Annotated in this window: 21 protein-coding genes and 1 tRNA gene; 13 read left to right on the top strand and 9 right to left on the bottom strand. The window is 59.2% G+C overall.

Annotation, left to right across the window (positions count from 1 at the left end; translation table 11 throughout):
• The first annotated feature begins 12 nt into the window (after positions 1-12).
• Together DXY38_RS03670 and gatC are read left to right on the top strand one after the other, a co-directional pair.
• On the top strand, positions 13-801 hold the full coding sequence (locus tag DXY38_RS03670; RefSeq protein ID WP_115070500.1) for a creatininase family protein: 789 nt from the start codon (positions 13-15) through the stop codon (positions 799-801).
• Entirely contained in the window at positions 798-1,091 is a 294-nt protein-coding gene (gene gatC, locus DXY38_RS03665) for an Asp-tRNA(Asn)/Glu-tRNA(Gln) amidotransferase subunit GatC (RefSeq protein WP_115070499.1), read from the top strand. Before DXY38_RS03670 ends, gatC begins: the two co-directional genes overlap by 4 nt.
• 45 nt (positions 1,092-1,136) lie before the next feature.
• Here gatC and crtR read toward each other — a convergent pair whose 3' ends face one another.
• Together crtR and DXY38_RS03655 are read right to left on the bottom strand one after the other, a co-directional pair.
• Positions 1,137-2,156, bottom strand: a complete 1,020-nt coding sequence (gene crtR, locus DXY38_RS03660) for a beta-carotene hydroxylase (protein ID WP_115070498.1) — start codon at positions 2,154-2,156, stop codon at positions 1,137-1,139.
• Positions 2,157-2,211: 55 nt separating this feature from the next.
• Positions 2,212-2,293: transfer RNA gene (locus DXY38_RS03655), tRNA-Leu, on the bottom strand.
• A gap of 58 nt (positions 2,294-2,351) precedes the next feature.
• Here DXY38_RS03655 and DXY38_RS03650 point away from each other — a divergent pair.
• Positions 2,352-3,089, top strand: a complete 738-nt coding sequence (locus tag DXY38_RS03650) for a hypothetical protein (RefSeq protein ID WP_115070497.1) — start codon at positions 2,352-2,354, stop codon at positions 3,087-3,089.
• A 25-nt stretch (positions 3,090-3,114) separates the two neighbouring features.
• Positions 3,115-6,021 (top strand): isoleucine--tRNA ligase, encoded by a 2,907-nt coding sequence (gene ileS, locus DXY38_RS03645; RefSeq protein ID WP_115070496.1) that lies wholly within the window; start codon positions 3,115-3,117, stop codon positions 6,019-6,021.
• A 3-nt stretch (positions 6,022-6,024) separates the two neighbouring features.
• On the opposite strand, the gene DXY38_RS03640 is transcribed toward ileS, so the two are convergent.
• Positions 6,025-6,336: a hypothetical protein gene (locus tag DXY38_RS03640; protein WP_115070495.1), complete on the bottom strand. Its 312-nt coding sequence runs from the start codon at positions 6,334-6,336 to the stop codon at positions 6,025-6,027.
• Positions 6,326-6,937 carry a DUF3177 family protein gene (locus DXY38_RS03635; protein ID WP_038014073.1) on the bottom strand — a complete coding sequence of 204 codons (612 nt, stop codon included), beginning with the start codon at positions 6,935-6,937 and terminating at the stop codon, positions 6,326-6,328. The genes DXY38_RS03640 and DXY38_RS03635 overlap by 11 nt, the downstream gene beginning before the upstream one ends.
• A gap of 70 nt (positions 6,938-7,007) precedes the next feature.
• On the opposite strand from DXY38_RS03635, the gene DXY38_RS03630 reads away from it, so the two are divergent.
• Genes DXY38_RS03630 through DXY38_RS03615 form a run of 4 tightly spaced genes read left to right on the top strand, consistent with a single transcriptional unit; the run spans position 7,008 to position 11,218 of the window.
• A complete protein-coding gene (locus DXY38_RS03630) occupies positions 7,008-8,264 on the top strand; it encodes an FIST N-terminal domain-containing protein (RefSeq protein WP_115070494.1) in 1,257 nt (418 codons plus the stop codon).
• The gene (gene trmB, locus DXY38_RS03625) at positions 8,264-8,977 is read left to right on the top strand and encodes a tRNA (guanosine(46)-N7)-methyltransferase TrmB (RefSeq protein WP_115070493.1); all 714 of its coding nucleotides are present in this window, start codon (positions 8,264-8,266) and stop codon (positions 8,975-8,977) included. Before DXY38_RS03630 ends, trmB begins: the two co-directional genes overlap by 1 nt.
• A complete protein-coding gene (locus DXY38_RS03620) occupies positions 8,970-10,289 on the top strand; it encodes an IctB family putative bicarbonate transporter (protein ID WP_115070492.1) in 1,320 nt (439 codons plus the stop codon). Before trmB ends, DXY38_RS03620 begins: the two co-directional genes overlap by 8 nt.
• Entirely contained in the window at positions 10,286-11,218 is a 933-nt protein-coding gene (locus tag DXY38_RS03615) for a BadF/BadG/BcrA/BcrD ATPase family protein (protein WP_115070491.1), read from the top strand. The genes DXY38_RS03620 and DXY38_RS03615 overlap by 4 nt, the downstream gene beginning before the upstream one ends.
• Before the next feature lie 42 nt (positions 11,219-11,260).
• Here DXY38_RS03615 and glmM read toward each other — a convergent pair whose 3' ends face one another.
• Both glmM and DXY38_RS03605 read right to left on the bottom strand, forming a co-directional pair.
• Positions 11,261-12,652 carry a phosphoglucosamine mutase gene (gene glmM / locus DXY38_RS03610; RefSeq protein WP_115070490.1) on the bottom strand — a complete coding sequence of 464 codons (1,392 nt, stop codon included), beginning with the start codon at positions 12,650-12,652 and terminating at the stop codon, positions 11,261-11,263.
• Between the two features lie 43 nt (positions 12,653-12,695).
• On the bottom strand, positions 12,696-12,899 hold the full coding sequence (locus DXY38_RS03605) for a hypothetical protein (protein WP_115070489.1): 204 nt from the start codon (positions 12,897-12,899) through the stop codon (positions 12,696-12,698).
• A gap of 25 nt (positions 12,900-12,924) precedes the next feature.
• Here DXY38_RS03605 and DXY38_RS03600 point away from each other — a divergent pair, with 25 nt between their 5' ends.
• A complete protein-coding gene (locus tag DXY38_RS03600; RefSeq protein WP_115070488.1) occupies positions 12,925-15,000 on the top strand; it encodes a transglycosylase SLT domain-containing protein in 2,076 nt (691 codons plus the stop codon).
• On the opposite strand, the gene DXY38_RS03595 is transcribed toward DXY38_RS03600, so the two are convergent.
• Positions 14,974-15,471, bottom strand: coding sequence for a hypothetical protein (locus tag DXY38_RS03595; protein WP_244278989.1), 498 nt, complete (start codon positions 15,469-15,471; stop codon positions 14,974-14,976). The genes DXY38_RS03600 and DXY38_RS03595 overlap by 27 nt on opposite strands.
• Positions 15,472-15,617: 146 nt before the next feature.
• Between DXY38_RS03595 and DXY38_RS03590 the strand changes: the two genes are divergently transcribed.
• Positions 15,618-16,163 (top strand): thioredoxin domain-containing protein, encoded by a 546-nt coding sequence (locus DXY38_RS03590; RefSeq protein ID WP_115070486.1) that lies wholly within the window; start codon positions 15,618-15,620, stop codon positions 16,161-16,163.
• Between the two features lie 34 nt (positions 16,164-16,197).
• Positions 16,198-16,923, top strand: a complete 726-nt coding sequence (thyX, locus tag DXY38_RS03585; protein WP_006853670.1) for an FAD-dependent thymidylate synthase — start codon at positions 16,198-16,200, stop codon at positions 16,921-16,923.
• A gap of 11 nt (positions 16,924-16,934) precedes the next feature.
• Here thyX and dcd read toward each other — a convergent pair whose 3' ends face one another.
• Both dcd and DXY38_RS03575 read right to left on the bottom strand, forming a co-directional pair.
• Positions 16,935-17,528, bottom strand: coding sequence for a dCTP deaminase (gene dcd / locus DXY38_RS03580; RefSeq protein ID WP_006853671.1), 594 nt, complete (start codon positions 17,526-17,528; stop codon positions 16,935-16,937).
• Positions 17,528-18,136, bottom strand: coding sequence for a cob(I)yrinic acid a,c-diamide adenosyltransferase (locus DXY38_RS03575; protein ID WP_038013989.1), 609 nt, complete (start codon positions 18,134-18,136; stop codon positions 17,528-17,530). Before DXY38_RS03575 ends, dcd begins: the two co-directional genes overlap by 1 nt.
• Positions 18,137-18,270: 134 nt before the next feature.
• Here DXY38_RS03575 and rph point away from each other — a divergent pair, with 134 nt between their 5' ends.
• Complete coding sequence (rph, locus tag DXY38_RS03570; RefSeq protein WP_115070485.1) at positions 18,271-18,996, top strand: ribonuclease PH; 726 nt, start codon at positions 18,271-18,273, stop codon at positions 18,994-18,996.
• Positions 18,997-19,073: 77 nt separating this feature from the next.
• The gene (gene ntcA / locus DXY38_RS03565; RefSeq protein ID WP_115070484.1) at positions 19,074-19,808 is read left to right on the top strand and encodes a global nitrogen regulator NtcA; all 735 of its coding nucleotides are present in this window, start codon (positions 19,074-19,076) and stop codon (positions 19,806-19,808) included.
• The last annotated feature ends 4 nt before the right edge of the window (positions 19,809-19,812 follow it).

The raw sequence follows: 19,812 nt of genomic DNA, 5'->3' as shown, positions 1-19,812 counted from the left end.
GATCGAGATGGCATGAACGCCACCCTGCCTGGCCCCGCGGCCAACACCGAAGCCATTCGTTTGGCTCTTCAGAGTTGGCCAGACGTTGAGGCCTACTTGAAAGGCTGCAAAGGAATCATTATTCCGCTTGGCTCCACAGAACAGCATGGACCCACAGGTGCGATTGGGACTGACGCGCTCACAGCAGAAGCTGTAGCGCTTGAGCTCGGTCGTCGCAGCGGAGTGCTTGTCACTCCTGCTCAGGCCTATGGGATGGCCGAACACCATCTCGGCTTTGCGGGCACGATGAGTCTTCAACCAGCCACCCTGATGGCGGTGATGCATGACCTCGTGTTGTCCTTAGCCACCCATGGATTCGAGCGAATCTTTGTGGTGAATGGCCACGGAGGCAACATGGCCACAACCAAAGCAGCCTTTGCCCAGGCCTATGGAACGGCCGCCAGCCGAGGACTTCCGGTGGCTTCCAAACTGCGCTGCAGACTTTCCAACTGGTTTATGGCAGGGCCTGTGATGCGCCAAGCCCGAGAGCTGTATGGCGATCGCGAAGGCCAACATGCCACCCCCAGTGAAATCGCCGTCACCCTTCATCTTCACGACAGCCTGATCACCAAGCAAAGGCCTCTACCTGAGCCCGCCCCATGCGGAGCCATTCACGGCCCAGCCGATTTTCGGCGACGTTACCCCGATGGCCGCATGGGCTCTGACCCCTATCTCGCGACACCAGAACATGGAGCAGAGTTGCTGGACACGGCGGTTTCGGCACTGCGCGAGGATCTTGAAACCTTTCTCTCCGCTGCATGAGCAAGATCACCGCCGATGACGTTCGCAAGGTGGCCAAACTTGCCCGCCTTGACCTACCTGAAGACACCATCGCCACCTATACGGGGCAGCTGGAACGGATTCTCGATTACGTGGATCAACTTCAAGCGGTGGATACCGAAGGGGTTCAACCCACAACGCGCGCTGTAGAAGTGGTGAATGCAACGCGTGAAGACACTGTTGTGGACACAGATGTGCGCCAAGAACTGCTCGATCAGGCCCCCCAGCGAGAAGGAGACTTCTTCCGCGTACCCAAGATCCTCGCCGACTAAGCAGCACAACCCACAACCACACAAGCGGCACGTATGCGTTACGAGCTAGAAACGCATACGTGCTGGAGTGACGGCTGTGCGTCGCAACAGCGAAAGCCAGGCTCTCTTCAAGCGCCTACTGGGCAAAAGCTTGGCGACCGGCCGCATCTTGCTTCCCCGCGGCTTGTGACTGCGCACGCCAATCAAAATGTCGTAGAAGAAATTGACGACATCAGACCGCGTCTCAAAGATTCCTAGCCTTTGCGGAGAATCCTTTGCATCAAGCAGTGGCTTTGTTGCCTCATAAGCAGGTTTATATTCAAACCAGGGAATAGAAGGCCAAAGATGATGCACTAAATGATAATTTTGGCCCATAATTAGCCAATTCATCGTACGCCCCGGATACACACGAGCGTTCTGCCAACGATTCCGCGAAAGGAAGGGGCGATGGGGCAAATAGTCGAAAAACAAACCGAGCGTGACTCCCACCATCAGCGCGGGAGCAAACCAACAATTAAAAATAAAAGGCAGAAAGTCGAACCGAATCGCTGCGGCAATGATCGTAAAGAAGATGGCGCGCTCAAATCCCCACTGCATCAACTCCCAACGCTTCCAGAGCTTTCGTTGAAAGAAGAAAAACTCGTGATAGAAAAATCTGGGAGCAATTAACCAGAGAGGACCAAACGTACTCACAATGTGATCAGGATCATGCTTGGGATCATTCACATGTGAATGGTGTTGCAAGTGCACCCGTGTAAACACAGGAAAACTGAATCCCAACAGCAAGGCTGAGCCGTGCCCCATCAATTGGTTCACCCAAGGAACAGGATGAGCCGCGTTATGACAGGCATCGTGCACGACGGTGCCCTCCAAATGGAGCGCTAAAAATCCGCCAATCAGCAGCAGGGGCAATGGCCAACCACCCACAAACCAACCCCAAGTCGTCAAAGCTGCCAAGCCGTACCCGCCCAAGAACAGGCCAACGGTGGGGTTCCACTCAGACGGTGGATCGACAAACTCCTTAGGCACTGACCGAAGTCGGGGCGTCGATCCCGAGCTCTCCGGTTGTGCGAGTGCCTGAGTCATCGAAAAATTCCTGTGTTGCCTGCTGCTACAAGCAACACCAATCTAGGAAAAGGAATGCCCACCGCGAGACTTGAACTCGCACAACCGAAGTCACTGGTACCTAAAACCAGCGCGTCTACCAATTCCGCCAGATGGGCAGAAGCGAATCCTAAACATCGACCCAGAATGAGGACAACGTCGTCCCCACATCCATCGATGCTGGCCACTCTTACTGGAGATCTCTGTTTGCTGGCGGGGCTCGCCGTTCTGCTGCTGCCACTGCTCGCCACGGAACTCAGTCGTCCCCGCGATGGCGCCTGGGGAGCCATCATTCTTCTGCTTGGCCTGGTCCTCGTGACCAGCAGTGATCGACTACGGGGCGCTCCCATGCTGGGAGTGGCCTGCGCTGGCTTGCTCATCAGCCGCCTCGGAGCGGAAGTCGGTCAGGCCCGCTGGCAACAACTCAGTGATGAGGAACGACAAAGACTTGGCTCCCGGGAACGCTGGACCACCAGCCTGCAACAACTCACCACCGTCTTGGCCAGCCTTGTGAGCGCAACGGCAGACACGCTCAAAAGCCTGAAACCAGCCGCAAAAACTGGAACCAACAAACGCTGGGTCCGCCCTGATGAGTCATCCACAGGGGCAGACCTAGACGCCCCTGCCGGTGGCGAGATCAAGGAAACAACTGGAACGGCTGAAAAAAAAGAAGCCAACAACAACGACGACAGCAGTGGCGATGGCGACAGCAACGACGCCGTCACACCGGAAGCACAAGTCACCACGCCAAAACGCCCGAAGCGCTGGGTCCGTCCAGACAGCCCAGAACCATCCCTGGAAGCTGAGGAGGCGCCTTCACCGTCCAAGAGCGATGAAGCTGCGGATGAAGCCCCAGATGAAGCCCTGAACGAAACCAGCGCTGAGGCAAGCACGGATCGCACCGACGAAGACTGATAATTCTCTTTGCTACAGCGCCAACGTGACCCAGCAGACAGGCCAGGACGCTGATAAGCGCCCGTCATACAGAGACACCCTCAACCTGCTGGAGACGGGCTTTGGAATGCGTGCCAATGCCATCCACCGCGAACCGGAACTTCAAGCCTTCTGGAAAGACAAAGGCATCGACCTGGAGTTGGGACGCAACAATCCCGGGCCGATGTTCACCCTGCATGACGGCCCGCCCTATGCCAACGGCGCCCTGCACATGGGCCACGCCTTAAACAAGGTGCTCAAGGACATCATCAACAAGCACCGTCTGATGCAGGGCCGGAAGGTGCGTTTTGTCCCTGGCTGGGACTGTCATGGTCTCCCAATTGAGCTCAAAGTGCTCCAGGCCATCAGCCAGGAGCAGCGTCAAGCGCTCACCCCGATCAAGTTGCGCAAAAAGGCTGCGGCCTACGCCCATAAGCAAGTTGCCGGCCAAATGGCCGGCTTTAAGCGCTGGGGCATCTGGGCCGACTGGGAACACCCTTATCTCACGCTCCAAAAGGACTACGAAGCCGCTCAGATCGACGTCTTTGGGACGATGGCGCTGAAAGGCCACATCTACCGAGGGCTCAAACCCGTGCACTGGAGCCCCAGCTCACGCACAGCCCTGGCGGAAGCCGAACTCGAATATCCCGACGGACACACCAGTCCCAGCGTCTACGTGGGCTTTCCTGTGGTGGATCTCCCCGAAGGCCTACGCAGCAAACTCAACGAGCAGGGTTTGGACTTACCCGCAGAGAGCAACGCCCTAAGTGAGGGCCTACAGGTGGCGATCTGGACCACCACCCCCTGGACCCTGCCCGCCAACCTGGCGGTGTCGGTCAACGAACGCCTCGACTATTGCCTGGCAGATGACGGCAACGGGCGGCTCCTAATCGTGGCAGCTGAACTCTGCGACGCCATCGCCTCCAAGCTTGAACGCCCGCTTCAAGCCAAAGCCACCGTGAAGGGGGCCGATCTTGCTGGCATCACCTACAGCCACCCCCTACTCGAGCGCCGCAGCGCCATCGTTGTTGGTGGGGAATACATCACCACGGAATCGGGGACGGGTTTGGTGCACACGGCCCCAGGCCATGGCGTCGATGACTTCAACACCGGACGGAAGCATGGCCTACCCGTGCTCTGCCCAGTAGATGAAGCTGGAACCCTCACCGCAGAAGCTGGCCGATTCGAAGGCTTGAACGTGCTCAAGGATGCCAATGCCGTGATCATCACGGCGCTCGAGGACTGCGGTTCCCTGCTTCTGCAAGAGAACTACAGCCATCGCTATCCCTACGACTGGCGCACGAAAAAGCCCACAATCTTCAGGGCCACTGAGCAGTGGTTTGCCTCCGTGGAGGGCTTCCGCACGGAGGCACTAACCGCCATTGATGGCGTGCAATGGCTACCCGCATCGGGCCGAAACAGAATTGAGTCGATGGTCTCCGAAAGGGGCGACTGGTGCATCTCGCGGCAGCGCACCTGGGGTGTTCCTATTCCAGTGTTTTATCAGCGTGAAACCGGCGAAGTGCTGCTCAATGCCGATTCCATCGCCCATGTCAAAGCGCTGATCGCAGAACACGGCGCCGACATTTGGTGGGAAAAAGACGAGGTTGATCTCCTCCCTCCCAGCCACAGCGCAGAAGCGCATCTCTGGCGTAAAGGCACCGACACCATGGATGTGTGGTTCGATTCCGGCTCCAGCTGGGCCTCTGTATCGAGCCAACGCGACGGTCTCAGCTACCCCGCCGATCTCTACTTAGAAGGATCGGATCAGCATCGCGGCTGGTTCCAGTCCTCGTTGTTGACGTCGGTGGCCGTGAACGGCACGGCCCCCTATCGAACCGTGCTCACCCATGGCTTTGCCTTGGATGAAAAAGGCCGAAAGATGAGCAAATCCCTCGGCAATGTGGTGGACCCGATGGTGATCATCGAGGGAGGTAAAAATCAAAAACAAGAACCCGCCTATGGCGCTGACGTGCTCCGCCTATGGGTGAGTTCTGTGGATTATTCAGCCGACGTGCCGATCGGTGCAGGCATCCTGCGGCAGCTCTCAGACGTCTATCGCAAAGTGCGCAACACCTCGCGCTATCTGCTCGGCAATCTGCACGATTTCGTCCCCAGTCGTGATGCGATCGCCATCCGTGAGTTGCCCTTGCTCGATCGCTGGATGTTGCAGCGCACAGCAACCGTGCTCGACCAGATCAGTGAAGCGTTTGAACGCTATGAGTTCTTCCGCTTCTTCCAGCTTCTGCAGAACTTCTGCGTTGCCGATTTATCGAACTTCTACCTCGACATCGCCAAAGACCGGCTGTACGTCAGCGCCCCCACCGACAAGCGTCGCCGCAGCTGCCAAACCGTAATGGCGCTGATTATTGAGCGCCTGGCCGCGGCCATCGCCCCGGTGCTTTGCCACATGGCGGAAGACATCTGGCAGAACATCCCCTATCCAACAGAGACCGAGTCGGTGTTTCTGAGCGGCTGGCCCACGGTGCCGGAGGACTGGCGCGATGACAGCCTGCAAGCCCCCATGCAGGAGCTGCGCGAACTGCGTGCCGCGGTGAACAAGGTGCTGGAGGAATGCCGAAGCAAACGCATGCTGGGAGCCTCGCTGGAAGCGGCCGTTCGCCTCGAAGCGCGCACCCCTGCACTTCAAGACGCCCTTCACTGGCTGCAAAGCAAGGGGGATCAAGAGGTGGATGGCCTGCGCGATTGGCTGCTCGTCTCCCAGCTGCAGATTGGAGGCGAGCCCTGGGCCGAATTGCTGGCCAGTGATGACAACGAACTCGCCGTGATCGAAGTGGCCCTGTCTCGAGGTGAGAAGTGTGAGCGCTGTTGGCACTATGAAAGCGACATCGGTCAGCACAGTGCTCACCCCAGCCTCTGCGGTCGCTGCGTTGCCGTACTGGAACGGCGCTAAGCGTCAGATCCAGCGGCCTGCTTCGGTCAATTGCTCAGGAGGGAGGGGCCCGAGCAGGCGCTCCTCCTGTTGAGGGTTGAGTGGACCGCGCAGCAATTCAGCGGTTTCGACGGTCGCCCCCTCGGGAAGCACGGTGCGGTCCGGATCAAAATCCGTGGGATGGGTGGTGCAACTGCTGAAGCCCCGAAAAATCAACACTTCCAGAGCTTCTTCCGCACGTTCAGCGGACTGCACCGTTCCGCGCAGTCGCACGACGCGATCGGGACGATCACGACTGATCGCTTCAAGGGCCGGCAACAACGGATCAGAACTCACCAGCCACCCGCCCCTGACGCGGCAGGCGCACGAGGAGCCACTGGAGAAGCCCCACCACATACGCCACTAAGGCCACATAGCCGATGAATGCGGCAACCGCCTCACTCCACTGCCCCCCAAAAACGAAGTCGAACAAACGCTCCGCTACGCGATGCAAGCCCTGGGGACCTTCCAGCCAGGCCAGGCACTCAGCACCACGCAGTTGATCCGCACAGCGCAACGCGGTGGCCGACATCCCCGCCGCAAGCAAGGCGAATCCAGTGAGGGCCCAGCGCCAGATACGAACGGTGAGGGGGAGAGCACTCCCCGGGGCACTGTCGGCGAGTTCTTCATTGAGATCCACCCAAAACCACACCGAAACCGCCATCAGCACGGGTGCGATGAAGGCCATCACGTAGCCGATCGGACGCCGATCGGTGAGCAGCAACACGCTGATGGGCAACAGGCTTGCCACCTTCCAATACAGACCCAGCAAGCGCACCATCGCTGGCTCACGCCGCACCCCTGCCCAGATCAGCAGAACGAGCGGAACACCCAGGGCAAACGTTGCCCCTAAGCGATAGGTCAGCCAAACCAAACTGCGGTAAGGGAGATCGGGCACCAGGGAGGTTCGAGTTGGAGCCATTATCGATGCCATCGACCTAGCCCTCGAGATTGGTAGGGTCCAACACATGGTTCCGTTCAACCCCCTCGATTGGTTCCGAGGCTCCGGAACCCAGGCCAAGTGCCGAACAGCACTCAGTGGCTGTGCCTCTTTGGAAGAGGCAACGAAAGATGTCACCAATCAACTCGGCTCGGAAAAAGGCGACTTAGCCCTCGTGTTTGTTTCCAGCCATTTCGCAAGCGATCTGCCGCGGTTGCTTCCGCTTTTAAGCCAAAGACTCCAGGCCGAACACTGGATCGGCTTCGTGGGGGGCGGCGTTGTGGGAACCGATAGTGCCGGACGGTCGCAAGAGCTAGAGCAGACCACGGCCCTGAGCGTGACCCTGCTGAATCTCCCCGGGGCTCAGCTGAAGCCGTTTCAGCTCGACACCGGGGCACTCCCGGATCTTGATGGACCGGTTCAAAACTGGCAGGACTGGGTCAGCGTGGATCCAGCCGACAGCCGCTCCCTGCTGCTGTTCATCGATCCCAGTTGTGGAGCGATCAACGACCTGATCAGCGGCCTGGATTACGCCTACCCCAACGCAGCGATCATTGGAGGAATTGCGGCACCCCACAACGCCAGTCATGGCTCGCTGCTCCTCGATGGTCAGATCATCAATGGTGCCGCTGGGGTGAGCATCGGCGGGGACTGGGTTCTTGATCCAGTTGTGGCCCAGGGCTGCCGCCCGATTGGTCCCGTGTTTGCGATCGAACAAGCCCAACGCAACGTTCTGCTGGAACTCAGCGATGGCGATCGTCGCGACACGCCTGTGGCCTGTTTGCAACGCGTGCTGGCCGGTCTCAATGCGGAGGACAGAGAGCTGGTGCAGCACTCTCTCTTCCTTGGCGTGGAGCGTCGCAATCTGATGCAGGAGTGCCCCAGCGATTTCCTGGTCCGCAACCTCATCGGCGTTGACCCACGCAATGGTGCCGTCGCCGTGGCTGAGCGGGTCCGACCAGGCCAGCACGTGCAATTCCAGCTCCGAGAAGCGCAATCATCAAGGCTGGAAGCTCGCCAGCTGCTGGAGGCCAGCCAAGACCGTTGCCCATTGCCACCACTGTGTGGTCTGCTATTTGCCTGCCTTGGTCGAGGGAGCGGGTTGTTTGGAGAGGCCAACGGCGATGTTTCGATCGCCCGCGACGTGCTCCCCGATCTTCCAATCGCCGGTGCGTTTTGCAATGGCGAGATCGGTCCCTTAAGCAACACCACCTACCTGCATGGGTACACCGCTTGCTGGGGCTTGCTCCGCCATGCACCTCTTGTCGCCTCACCTGAGGACTGATGCGCCAGCACGTCAATCCGCTCAGCCGCTTCTTTCAATTGCCGCTGGAACTACCGGCACCGCAGGAGCTGTTCGAGAATCCCAACCTGCCGATCCATCTCGATATTGGCTGCGCTCGAGGCTTCTTTTTGTTGGAGCTTGCGGCGATGCAACCCGAGCGAAACCATCTGGGAGTGGAGATCCGCCGGCCCCTGGTGCAAGCCGCCCAACGCGATCGCGACCGGCAGGAGCAGCACAACCTCCATTTTTTATTTTGTAATGCCAATATCAGTCTCGAGGCTTGGATGGCAGCGCTGCCACCAGACCAGTTGCAGCTGGTAAGCATTCAGTTTCCAGATCCCTGGTTTAAACAGCGCCATCGCAAGCGCCGCGTGCTGCAACCCGCCCTGTTGCTGGCCATCGCCTCAGCGCTCCATCCAGGGCGACATCTGTTTTTGCAAAGTGATGTGTTGGCTGTGATCGAACCGATGGTGGCCCTGGTGGAACTCTCCAACGGCTTTGCCCGCCCCAAAGACGATCCACAACCATGGCGAAGGAGCAACCCACTGCCCGTGGCCACGGAACGGGAGCGCTACGTCCAGGAGCAAGGACAACCCACCTATCGCGTGCTGTTTGAGCGCACGGACGCCGCCCTTCCCGCCTTGAGAGATCTGGAGATGGCTTGGCAACAGGTTGATAATTCCAAAGCCGCTGCACCCACACCTCATGGATGAGGCTCAGGCCCCACCACCTCTGTTGCTGCGCTGGCAAGGACTCCTGCCCGCTAGTGATCAGCAGCGCCGTCGCCTGAGCTGGTTGGCAAGCATCCTGCTGATGGTTCTCCTCACTGGACTTCCCTTCCTCACCCGAACGGGGCTGGGATTGGTGGTCCTCGCCTGCGGAGCGCTGTGGATCCTTTGGTCCAGCGTGAGCCAACCGCAGCGAATCGGGGCGATCAGCGCCTGGGTGCTCGTCTTTCTTGGCATCGCCGTGCTCGCCACGGGCTTCTCTCCTGTTCCGGTTGCTGCAGCGAAAGGCTTGATCAAGCTGCTCAGCTACCTTGGCGTGTACGCCCTGATGCGACAGCTGCTGGCCGAGCGTCCCGAGTGGTGGGACCGACTCGTGGCCGCCATGCTGGGCGGCGAAGTGCTTACCAGTGTGATCGCCTTACGCCAGCTCTACGGAACCACCGAGGAGCTCGCACGCTGGGCCGATCCCAACTCCGTAACAGCCGGCACGATCAGGATCTACGGCCCCCTAGGCAACCCCAATCTGCTGGCGGGATACCTGGTTCCCATCCTGCCGTTGGCGCTCATTGCCTTGATCCGCTGGCGGGGCTGGGGAGCACGCTGCTACGCCGCTGTGGCCCTGGGGTTAGGAGCAGCAGCCACGTTGTTCACCTACAGCCGCGGTGGCTGGCTAGGCATGCTCGCGGCCCTGGGCGTGCTGGTGCTGCTGCTCGTGTTGCGTGCCATCCGCAGCTGGCCAACCCTGTGGCGACGTCTCGTCCCCATCGCCCTGCTTGTGCTGGCTGGTTTGAGCTTGGCTATCGCAGTCACGCAGGTGGAGCCCGTCCGCACGCGGGTCGCCAGCCTGCTGGCTGGACGAGGCGATAGCTCCAACAACTTCCGCATCAACGTGTGGTTGGCCGCAATCGAGATGATTCAAGACCGCCCCTGGCTGGGCATCGGGCCAGGCAACGCCGCATTCAATGCCATTTACCCCCTGTACCAACAGCCCAAGTTCAATGCCCTCAGCGCCTATTCCGTTCCCCTGGAACTCCTTGTTGAAACGGGCATTCCAGGCCTGATCGCCGCTCTTGGATTGGCTGGAGCCAGCGTTCGCAACGGCCTCAAGGCTTTGCGCTCAACGTCTGCTCTGGCGTTGCCCTGGCTGGGATGCCTTGCCGCGATCGCCGGGCTGCTCATCCAAGGCGCCACGGACACCATTTTCTTCCGGCCAGAAGTGCAAATCATCGGTTGGTTTTGCCTGGCAACCCTGAGTCAGGTCGGCCAGACCACCAAGACCGCCCAGGCCGACCGATGAGGGATGCCCTGATTTTGGCTGGTTTCGATGCTGGCCAAACCCATTGCCGCTGCAAGCTGAGCCGATGGCACAACGGGCACTGGCAAGCCCTTGGAGAAGGCAAGGGCAGTGGCGTGAGCCACCTCCAAGCCAGCGGAGGCGAAACACGGTTCCTGGAGGCCATTCGCAGCAGCCTGCAGGCCGCTAATCCCAGCGGCTGGAAGATCGCCGCTGCTGCCGTTGGTGCCAGCGGCGTGGAGCAGGGCACAGCGCTTCAGGACCGCGCCAGAGAGCTCTTAGCCACCGGTCTTGAGCTACCAAAAGAGCACTGCATCGCCACTGGCGACGAACGCACCGCCCTGCGGGGAGCCTTTCCAAGCGATGCCGGCATCGTGCTGATCAGCGGCACTGGAATGATCGTGGTTGGACGCAACAACAGCGGCCTTGAAAAGCGTTGTGGCGGATGGGGATGGCAACTGGATGGAGCAGGGGCTGCCTTTGACCTCGGCCATCAGGGGCTGCAGCTCAGCCTGCGCATGGCCGATGGCCGACTCCCGGACGGACCACTGCGCAACCAGTTGTGGCAAGTGCTGGGGTGCCGCACAGCGGCAGAGATCAAGGCCTTCGTTGTGCAGCCCGATTACCAACCAGCCCAGCTGGCCCAATTGGCCCCGATCGTCTCCGCCGCCGCAGAGGCGGGCCATGCGGAGGCCGCGGCCATTGTCGACCGCTCCGGCGCTGCGCTTGCCGAAGCCGTTCAAGCCGTGGCTTCATCCCTGGGGCTGACCCGACCAGTGCTCTGCGCCAGGGGCGGAGCACTGCTGAATCTCGCGCCTCTTCAGCAGGCCGTGGATGCGTCCTTACGCCAGCGTCAGCTGGAGGCGCACTGGGACGACCGGAGTGGAGACGCCTGCGATGGAGCGCTCACCCTGGCCCTGGAAAGCTGCTGATCGAGAGGCAATGATCAAGACGTCCTGATCAAGACGTCCTGATCAAGCAGCATTGAGATGCTGATCTGCTGCGGCAGCTAAGCGGGAGGTCCAGTGATCGACCACCGCTTGATCGGCAGCCTCAACCATCACGCGCAGCAGGGGTTCTGTCCCACTCGCCCGCACCAGGACGCGACCGTCTTCCGCCATCGAAGCCTCCGCCTCTTGAACCAAGGAATAGAGCGGAGCACAGTCCTCCCAACCCGTTCGGCGCTCACGATTCTCGACGCGCACATTCACCAGTTTCTGGGGATAGGCCTGAAAGCTCTGATCCACCCACTCGGCCAAAGAAAACTGTTGGGCATGGCAAAGGCTTGCCAGCTGCAGAGCGGTCAAAACACCATCACCGGCCAACCCATTCACGGAAGACAGGATGTGACCTGATTGCTCGCCGCCGAGGGCTGCCCCCGTACGGACCATCTCGGCATGCACATGCTGGTCTCCCACCGGTGTCCGGTCCAACAGGCCACCACGCGCTTGCCAAGCCCGCTCAAAACCCAAATTCGACATCACCGTGGCCACCAAGCGCTGATCCGGAAGTTGTTCCTGCGCCTGCAAGACCGACCCCCAGAGGTAGAGGACGTGGTCACCATCCACCACACGTCCTTGGCCATCAATCGCCAACATGCGATCGGCATCGCCATCAAAACCAAAGCCCATGGCGGCCCCCTTTTCGATCACCGCTCGGCGCAGAGGCTCCAGGTGGGTGGAACCACAATTCAGATTGATCTTGGTGCCATCCGGATCACCGTGTAACACCGTGAGATCGGCGCCGAGGGCAGAAAACACCTCTGCACCACAGGCTGTTGCCGATCCCCAGCAGAGATCCAGCACGATCGGAACACTATCGAGTCGATGCGACCCAACGCTGGACAACAAGCTGGCGCGGTAGTCGTCGAGAAGTTCAGGGCGATGACGGGCCACTCCGGATGCCGCTAACGCGATCCCAGAACCGTCTCCATTACAAAGACCGGCTTCAATCACCTGCTGACGCTCAGGGGACAACTTGCTGCCAGTGGCGCCAAACACCTTGATCCCGTTGTCTTCAGGAGGGTTGTGGCTCGCCGAAACCATCAAGCCACCGGCAGCTGAGTAACGGCGAATCAAACCGGGCACAGCCGGCGTGGGGCACAGTCCCAAGGTCCACACCTCTCGGCCAGATGCCGTGAGGCCAGCGCTGAGTGCGGCGACCAACATGCTGCCGCTGCTGCGCGAATCCATGCCAATCAGCACAGGTCCCTCTGCCTGAAGCACCCGTCCACACCAGTACCCCACCTGAAGGGCCAAAGCCGGGGTGAGCATGGTGTCGACCCGACCACGCAAGCCGTCCGTCCCAAAGCTGATCTGCGATGGCTTCGGGAGTTGCCCCAAAGGATGGGTGGCAGCTTCAGCCATGACAACTCAATTCTGAACGCAATCTTAAGCGGGGCCGCTGGTCCTAAAGCCAACGACGCGGGGCTAGCAACAGGGCTGCCACCTCCAACAACGCCCACGCCATCAGTCCTGCCACAAGCCAGCCAGGCACGAACTGGAGGAGCCAAAGCCAACGCAATCCCCACAGCAGCAAAGCCAAGCCACAGGCGATCGCACAGCGACGGCGTTGCTCGCTCCCTGGGCGCCGCGGCCCTTGCCCCTTTGCCATCTCAATGCCGTGCGCTGGGAACAGAATGCCATCAGTTTCCGGCCGAGTCTTGACCGTTCAAAACTCCCGTGGCCTTCTGCTTCTGGCTGGAACTCCACTCCTTACCGTTGCGATCGTCCTCGGCGGACAGACGGTCTTGCGCCGCCTGCACACTCCACTCACACCATCGCTTTCGAGCGCTGAGCTCTGGACCCGTTATCGCTGGTCGCTCAATCCCAGCGAGCGGAGGGAAGCCGCTCTCTTGCTCGCAGCACGCAGCCCCGATTCAGCGGAGAGATCCCAGCGCTTGCTGGCCAATCAAGGCTGGGGCAACGATCCTCTGGCGGCCGTCACGCTGAAACAGCAGGCGTTAATTGCAGCCAAATTCGGGCGCACTGCAGAGACACAGCAACGCTGGCAGGACTTGCTCCAACGCTTCCCCCAAAGTGCCGCCAGTGCCGATGCCCGCTATCACCTCGGGCAAGCCAACCCAGCGCTCCACACAGAGCTTTTTCAACAACACCCCGGCCATCCGGCCGCCTTGGCAGCAGCAGCAGAAACCAACAAGGATTCACCCAAGCAAACGATCGCCGCCTTGCACCTAGCCCGCTGGGGTGCCCGCTGGCCAGGAGCTGCCATTCAGATCAGGGAAGCCTGCAACAGGATCAGCGGCGCTGGCTTGAACCAAACCGATCGACTCTCGCTTGCGCAAGGGCTCGCGTCCCTTGGAGATAGCCGTGCTGCGGAAGCCTGCCTCCAGGGCACACCCACCACTCCAGCCAGCGCCTTGGCCATTGGTCGGGTCCTGCTCCGAGGGAACGCTGAACAGCAAGCGCGTGGAAAGCAGCAATTGCTCGAGCTCGCCATCAACCACCCAGACGATCCGGAAGCCCTCGAGGCCGCAGCGTTGCTCAGCGAACCGCTGAGACCCGACCCGGCGCTATTGGATGCCCTGCCGAAAGCCTTGCAACAACGCTCCGCTGATGTTGCAGCAGCCCGGGTGCGCCTTGCTGACGCAACGAACGGTGACTTAACGAATGCCATGGCCGTTCTGAGGCGCTGGCCCACCAGCCCAGCCGCCTGGCAACTGCAGTGGGACCTGGCTCGCGAGGCCCTGTTGAAAGACCAATGGGAGCGTGCAGAAGCACTCCTGAACGCCATTCCGAGCGCAGATCTTCCTGAACCTTTGGCCGCAAGGCAGCAGTTCTGGCTGGGGCTCACCTTGTCGAAGCAAAACCAACCAGCGCAAGCCAAACAAATCTGGGAGCGATTGGTCAAAACCCATCCGAGGAGTTATTACACCTGGCGCGCCGAGGTGAGATTGGGACGGGGAGACCTGCCAGATCTTGATCAAGCCTCCACCGCTCGCTCGGCAGATCTCAGCGATGCGTTTCAAGCGCACTGGGAGCCATTGAAAAGTGGCGATCCATTCCTGGATCGTCTCTGGCGCCTCGGCCAAACCCAGGAAGCCTGGGAAACCTGGCGGAATCAACAGCCCCCATCCGATCAGCCATCCAATCCAAGCCAAAAGCTTGTGGAAGGTCGCCTTCGGGTGGCCGTGGGGGACGCATGGACAGGCCTGAGTCGCCTTTGGCGCGCCAGTTTGAGACTTGTCAATCAAACCTGCGAGGAGCGTCAGCTCCTGCACCGCAGCCAGCATCCCCGTCTGCTCTCGGAGGTGTTTGACACCGCCTCCCAACAGGAGGCGGTGCGATCTGAACTGCTCATGGCGATCGCCAAGCAGGAATCCCGCTTCTCCCCAAGCGTGAGCTCACCCGTCGGAGCGATTGGATTGCTGCAGCTGATGCCAGCCACGGCGGAAGAACTGGCTGGCGATTCCCTTAGCCAGGAGCAGCTACGCGAGCCAACACGCAATGCAAAGCTCGGAGCGCGTTACCTCCGTCAATTGCTGGGGCAATGGCAGGACAACATTGTGCTGGCCGTTGCCAGCTACAACGCTGGGCCAGGCGCCGCCAGTCGGTGGGTGACCCCCGATCTGAAGCAAGATCCAGAATTATGGGTGGAGCGCATCCCCTACCCAGAAACGCGTCTTTACACCAAAAAAGTCCTAGGAAATCTCTGGGCCTATCTCGGATCAGGTAGCGACCACTGCGACAGCTGAAGCCAGCGGGTTCGGCAAATCCTGACCCAACCAAATGCCCACCAGCACCACCGCCGCCAACCAAAAAGCCATGACTTGAGGCGGAGGCATCACCTTGATCCGGGTGAGGTCCAACCGGGCCAGCAAGGTGGCAGACGCCAAGATCAGCACATCGGAAAGCAGACTCAGACTGAGCAAATAAAGGCCCACCATGATCACAAGCAAGAGGGTCGCGATCAGGCTGAGCACGCGGCTGGAGGCCATCAGCATCGACAGCTGACGCAGGAGAAGATCCGGCATCGTGCAGATCAGCACAATCACGAGCGATTGCAACACCTCCACCGTCCAGAACAAGCTGGGCGGCACTTTTTGCAGAGCAATCAAATGCTCACTCTCAATCGACCAGTGATGACCCAGAAAAATGGCCACACCAAACAGCACAAGCAGCAGGGGAGCCCGCAGTGGCAGTGAGAGAAAACGAAAAAGAGACATCAGCATGCAGCCAACGGTCGACTGATGAAATCAGCTGGAAATGAAATCAGCGAGAAAGCTGATCACAACAACGGTATTGGCTTTCAAACGCTAGCAACAGCGCACCCATCAGCCTGCCAAAGTGAAGGCTCACCATTTTCCCCGGCATGACCGGCAGTTCCGCCCCCGCCACCTTGACCCCCTTGCAAAAGGGGTTGCTGCTCATCACGGCACTGGTCCTCGCCGCTGGATTATTTCTGCTGCGCAATGGTCTCAACCAGGAAGCCCCTCTCGACCAGCTGGCCAGGCAATCCCTCGATCCGGAGATCGCTCTCAACAACTCTCGGCCCACCGTGCTGGAGTTTTACGCCGATTGGTGTGAGGCCTGCCAAGCGATGGCGCCAGCGATGCTTCAGACGGAACAAAAACACGCCGATCAGTTGGATGTGGTTTTGGTGAATATCGATAATCCACGCTGGCTCGATTTGATCAACCTGTATGACGTCACAGGGATTCCACAGCTCAATTTATTTTCAGCCGACGCTGTGATGCGCGGCCGTTCGCTTGGGGCGCGAACAGCAGACGAGTTGGAAGCATTGGCGGTTGCCTTGATCGACAATTCGCCGTTGCCTGCGCTGGCTGGAGTTGGTTCCACCAGCAGCGTGCCCCCTGCGGAGACGGTTTCAAGCCCAGGCCCCCGCAGCCACAGCTAGACAAAGCATGAACAGTTCATCGCAGACGACCCCCATGGACTCTCGTTTTCGAGTTGACCTGATCGCCGCAACCCCGAATCCGCAACAGTGCGTGTACGTGGGAATGCACCAGGACTACAGCGAGGGCTTTGTGGCAGCCGATCGCGCGCAATGGCCCGATGAAACCAAAGCTGGCGAAATTTGCGTCAAACGCCTCCTGGCTGGAGAGCGGGGCCATTACGGACCGATGGAGCATGCCCAGATTGTGTTGAACGTGGGCTGGTTTCCCCATTCCGTGATGCAACAGGCACGAACGCACCGGGTGGGCGTCAGTTTTGATGTTCAATCCATGCGTTACACAGGCGATCGCATCTGCAGGGCTGCCCTCGGAGAACTCGATCTCGAAGAAGTGTTTTATTTGCGCCCCGTCGGCGAGTACAGCGACCGAAAAGGCAAAAAATATCTTTACAGCGAAGCTGAGCGGCAAAAAGATTTAAACCACTGCAAAATCAGTGCCGCTCGCTATCAGGAATTGCTTCAGGCTGGGTTTGCGGAAGAACATGCCCGCGGCATCCTCCCCTTCGATTACCGGCAACATTTTGTGGTGAGCTTCACGCTCAGGGCCTTCCTGCATTTCATGGACCTACGCGCCAAGCTTGATGCCCAGCAAGAAATCCGCGAACTCTGCGATTTGATGTGGCCCCATCTCAAAGCTTGGACGCCGGAATTTGCCGATTGGTACGAAAAAACAAGACTGCATAAAGCCAGGCTTGCTCCCTAACAACCATTCATTCAAACCTTGGCCAGCGTTACCCGCTCTGGCTGATGCTGATATTTCCCTTGCCGGTCGCTATAGGTGGTTTCACAAGGATCACCCTCGAAAAACAACAACTGACAGATCCCTTCGTTGGCATAAATCCGACAATCAGCGCCAGAACTATTACTAAATTCCAAGGTGAGATGTCCTTCCCATCCAGCCTCAGCCGGAGTTGTATTCACAATGATGCCTAAACGGGCATACGTACTCTTACCAAGGCAAATCACCGTAATATTGGGTGGCACGCGCATTTTTTCAAGGGCCACACCCAAGCCATACGAATGGGCTGGAAGGATGAAATAGTCGCCATCCTCATCATGATGAAGAGGCGTTGATTCAAGGTTGTCAGGGTTGAATCGCTTGGGATTCATGATCGTGCCTGGGACGTGGCGAAAGATCAAAAACTCCTTTGGCGAGAGCCTTAGGTCGTAGCCGTAGGACGAGCAGCCAAAACTCAGGACCGGACCTTGGCGTTGATCCGGATCCAAGTGGCGTACCAACCCATTTTGAAAAGGCTCAAGCATGCCTGCATCTGCTTGATCCGTAATCCAGCGATCGTTCTTCAGCATTAAAAACCTCGACGCAGTTCCGTCACTTGATCAGCCATCTCCATCATCTCTGCAGGGATCGCGGGCCCCGTCACAATCACGTCCATGGCGGATGGCCGTTGCTCCAACACTGACAAGACATCCTCATGACTCAGATAGCCCAGCTCGATCGCCAAGCCAATCTCATCCAACACGAGTTGATCCAAAGTGCCTTCTAAAAGATGGGTTTTGCAGATCTGCCAAACCGCCTGAACCGCCTCTTTGACCTCGTCATCGCGGCTATCAGCAGCATCTGAAAGGCATTCCGTCACGGAAGGGCGCAACCATCTCAGCCGATCGCAGAGGGTGAGGCTGCTTTGAGGGCCTTGGCCCACTCCACCCTTAAGAAACTGAGCAATTAAGACATGACTCCCCAGGCCTGCCGTGCGCAGCGCCTGGCTCAGAACACCAGAAAAACTCCCCCGAAAGGAGGCGGTATGCACCTGAAGCTGACCTTCCGGAGCCACCAAATGCAGCGGTGGACGAACCTCCACAGAGGGGAGTCGCCTGAGTCCTGCTTGCTCGAGAGTCCTGTGGTCAACTGTCCGCGACTCACGGGAATGATGGGTAGGGCTGAGGCTGACGGTCATCACATTCGCCGATGTCCGGCAAATCCGGATGTGGATGAATCTAGCGGTGAAAGTCCAAGACACAAGTGTTTTGACACCATCCATGGTGTGCCTAGCCACCTGGCAGGCTCAAAGCATCTCCGCACCGTGGGCTCATGACTGGCACCTCTCGCAATGACGGACGTCAGCCGGGCGAACTTCGCCCCTTCTCGATCAGCTGGGATCCGATGGGATTTGCCCTGAGTTCAGTGATCATCCACAGCGGACGCACCGCCGTTCTTTGCAGCGTTTGTCATCAAGAAGGCGTGCCTCGCTGGCGCAAAGATCAAGGCCAGGGGTGGCTCAGCGCCGAATACCGACTCCTGCCTGGATCCACTCCAGAGCGACAGAACCGTGAACTCCTCAAACTGAGCGGACGCACCCAGGAGATTCAGCGTCTGATTGGCCGCAGCCTGCGCGCAGCCCTCGACATGCAGGCTCTCGGCGAAAACACGTTGAAAATTGATTGTGATGTGATTCAGGCGGACGCGGGCACCCGCACCGCCGCGATCAGCGGATCTTGGGTCGCCCTTCAGCGGGCCTGTGAGCGGCTGGTTCAACAAGGGGTCCTCACCAGCAACCCTGTCCAATCCCAGGTGGCAGCCGTCTCCGTGGGTGTGATTCACAATCGGCCCCTGCTCGATCTCGACTACAGCGAAGACAGCCAAGCCGATGTGGATCTCAATGTCGTGATGAACGGAGAGGGGCATTTGCTGGAGCTGCAGGGAACGGCGGAAGGCGCTCCCTTTAGTCGTCACCAGCTCAATGACCTACTGGACCTTGCCGAGCCTGGGCTCAAGCAAATTATGCAGGATCAGAATTCGGCTCTCTCCCCTAGGTGAAAATGCGGGGTTTCGTGTTCCTTGCTACATGAACAGGGGGTGCTGATCCATAGCATCCCGGAACACGAGTAGAGACCATGGCCGAAGTCAGCCGCGGCTTCAGCCGATACGCCCCTCCCACCATCCGCCCGGTGGGCTTGAATTTCGGAACTCCAACGGCTCCAGCCACCCGCACCCTTCAAGACGTCATTCGTGGTCTCGATGGTGCTAATACCGAGATGGTGGAGCGCGGGAAAACCATCTTTTTCCCCGGCGACCCCGCTGAGAAGGTTTATCTAATTCGTCGAGGTGCCGTCCGCCTCTCCAGGGTTTATGAATCCGGCGAGGAAATCACTGTTGCCCTGTTGCGAGAAAACAGTTTGTTTGGCGTTCTGTCCTTGCTGACAGGTCACCGCTCCGATCGCTTTTATCACTCAATCGCTTTCACAAGGGTGGAGATGGTGACGGCTCCAGCCACATCCGTGCGGCAGGCCATTGAAGACGACACCAGTGTGGGATTGCTGTTGTTGCAGGGGCTGTCCAGCAGGATTCTCCAGACCGAAACGATGATCGAAACCCTCACCCATCGGGACATGTCGTCTCGACTGGTGAGCTTTCTGCTGGTGCTTTGTCGAGATTTCGGTGTGCCTGGTCAACGGGGGATCACCATCGATTTACGCCTTTCCCACCAAGCCATTGCCGAGGCGATCGGGTCCACACGCGTCACGATCACGCGTCTCCTGGGGGACCTCAAGTCATCGAGCCTTGTCGATATCGATCGCAAAAAGATCACTGTTCTCGATCCAATCGCTCTCGCCAAGCGGTTCAGCTGACCAT

The organism is Synechococcus sp. UW179B, from assembly GCF_900474245.1.
Lineage (GTDB): Bacteria > Cyanobacteriota > Cyanobacteriia > PCC-6307 > Cyanobiaceae > Synechococcus_C.
This window is presented reverse-complemented; position numbering and strand designations above follow the sequence as displayed.

What these genes read in the sequence shown, in the direction of transcription:
- DXY38_RS03670 (WP_115070500.1), top strand. Translation starts at nt 13, where the DNA reads ATGAACGCCACCCTGCCTGGCCCCGCGGCCAACACCGAAGCCATTCGT.
- gatC (WP_115070499.1), top strand. Translation starts at nt 798, where the DNA reads ATGAGCAAGATCACCGCCGATGACGTTCGCAAGGTGGCCAAACTTGCC.
- crtR (WP_115070498.1), bottom strand. Translation starts at nt 2,156, where the DNA reads ATGACTCAGGCACTCGCACAACCGGAGAGCTCGGGATCGACGCCCCGA.
- DXY38_RS03650 (WP_115070497.1), top strand. Translation starts at nt 2,352, where the DNA reads ATGCTGGCCACTCTTACTGGAGATCTCTGTTTGCTGGCGGGGCTCGCC.
- DXY38_RS03630 (WP_115070494.1), top strand. Translation starts at nt 7,008, where the DNA reads ATGGTTCCGTTCAACCCCCTCGATTGGTTCCGAGGCTCCGGAACCCAG.
- trmB (WP_115070493.1), top strand. Translation starts at nt 8,264, where the DNA reads ATGCGCCAGCACGTCAATCCGCTCAGCCGCTTCTTTCAATTGCCGCTG.
- DXY38_RS03620 (WP_115070492.1), top strand. Translation starts at nt 8,970, where the DNA reads ATGGATGAGGCTCAGGCCCCACCACCTCTGTTGCTGCGCTGGCAAGGA.
- DXY38_RS03615 (WP_115070491.1), top strand. Translation starts at nt 10,286, where the DNA reads ATGAGGGATGCCCTGATTTTGGCTGGTTTCGATGCTGGCCAAACCCAT.
- glmM (WP_115070490.1), bottom strand. Translation starts at nt 12,652, where the DNA reads ATGGCTGAAGCTGCCACCCATCCTTTGGGGCAACTCCCGAAGCCATCG.
- DXY38_RS03605 (WP_115070489.1), bottom strand. Translation starts at nt 12,899, where the DNA reads ATGGCAAAGGGGCAAGGGCCGCGGCGCCCAGGGAGCGAGCAACGCCGT.
- DXY38_RS03600 (WP_115070488.1), top strand. Translation starts at nt 12,925, where the DNA reads ATGCCATCAGTTTCCGGCCGAGTCTTGACCGTTCAAAACTCCCGTGGC.
- DXY38_RS03595 (WP_244278989.1), bottom strand. Translation starts at nt 15,471, where the DNA reads ATGTCTCTTTTTCGTTTTCTCTCACTGCCACTGCGGGCTCCCCTGCTG.
- DXY38_RS03590 (WP_115070486.1), top strand. Translation starts at nt 15,618, where the DNA reads ATGACCGGCAGTTCCGCCCCCGCCACCTTGACCCCCTTGCAAAAGGGG.
- thyX (WP_006853670.1), top strand. Translation starts at nt 16,198, where the DNA reads ATGGACTCTCGTTTTCGAGTTGACCTGATCGCCGCAACCCCGAATCCG.
- dcd (WP_006853671.1), bottom strand. Translation starts at nt 17,528, where the DNA reads ATGCTGAAGAACGATCGCTGGATTACGGATCAAGCAGATGCAGGCATG.
- DXY38_RS03575 (WP_038013989.1), bottom strand. Translation starts at nt 18,136, where the DNA reads ATGACCGTCAGCCTCAGCCCTACCCATCATTCCCGTGAGTCGCGGACA.
- rph (WP_115070485.1), top strand. Translation starts at nt 18,271, where the DNA reads ATGACTGGCACCTCTCGCAATGACGGACGTCAGCCGGGCGAACTTCGC.
- ntcA (WP_115070484.1), top strand. Translation starts at nt 19,074, where the DNA reads ATGGCCGAAGTCAGCCGCGGCTTCAGCCGATACGCCCCTCCCACCATC.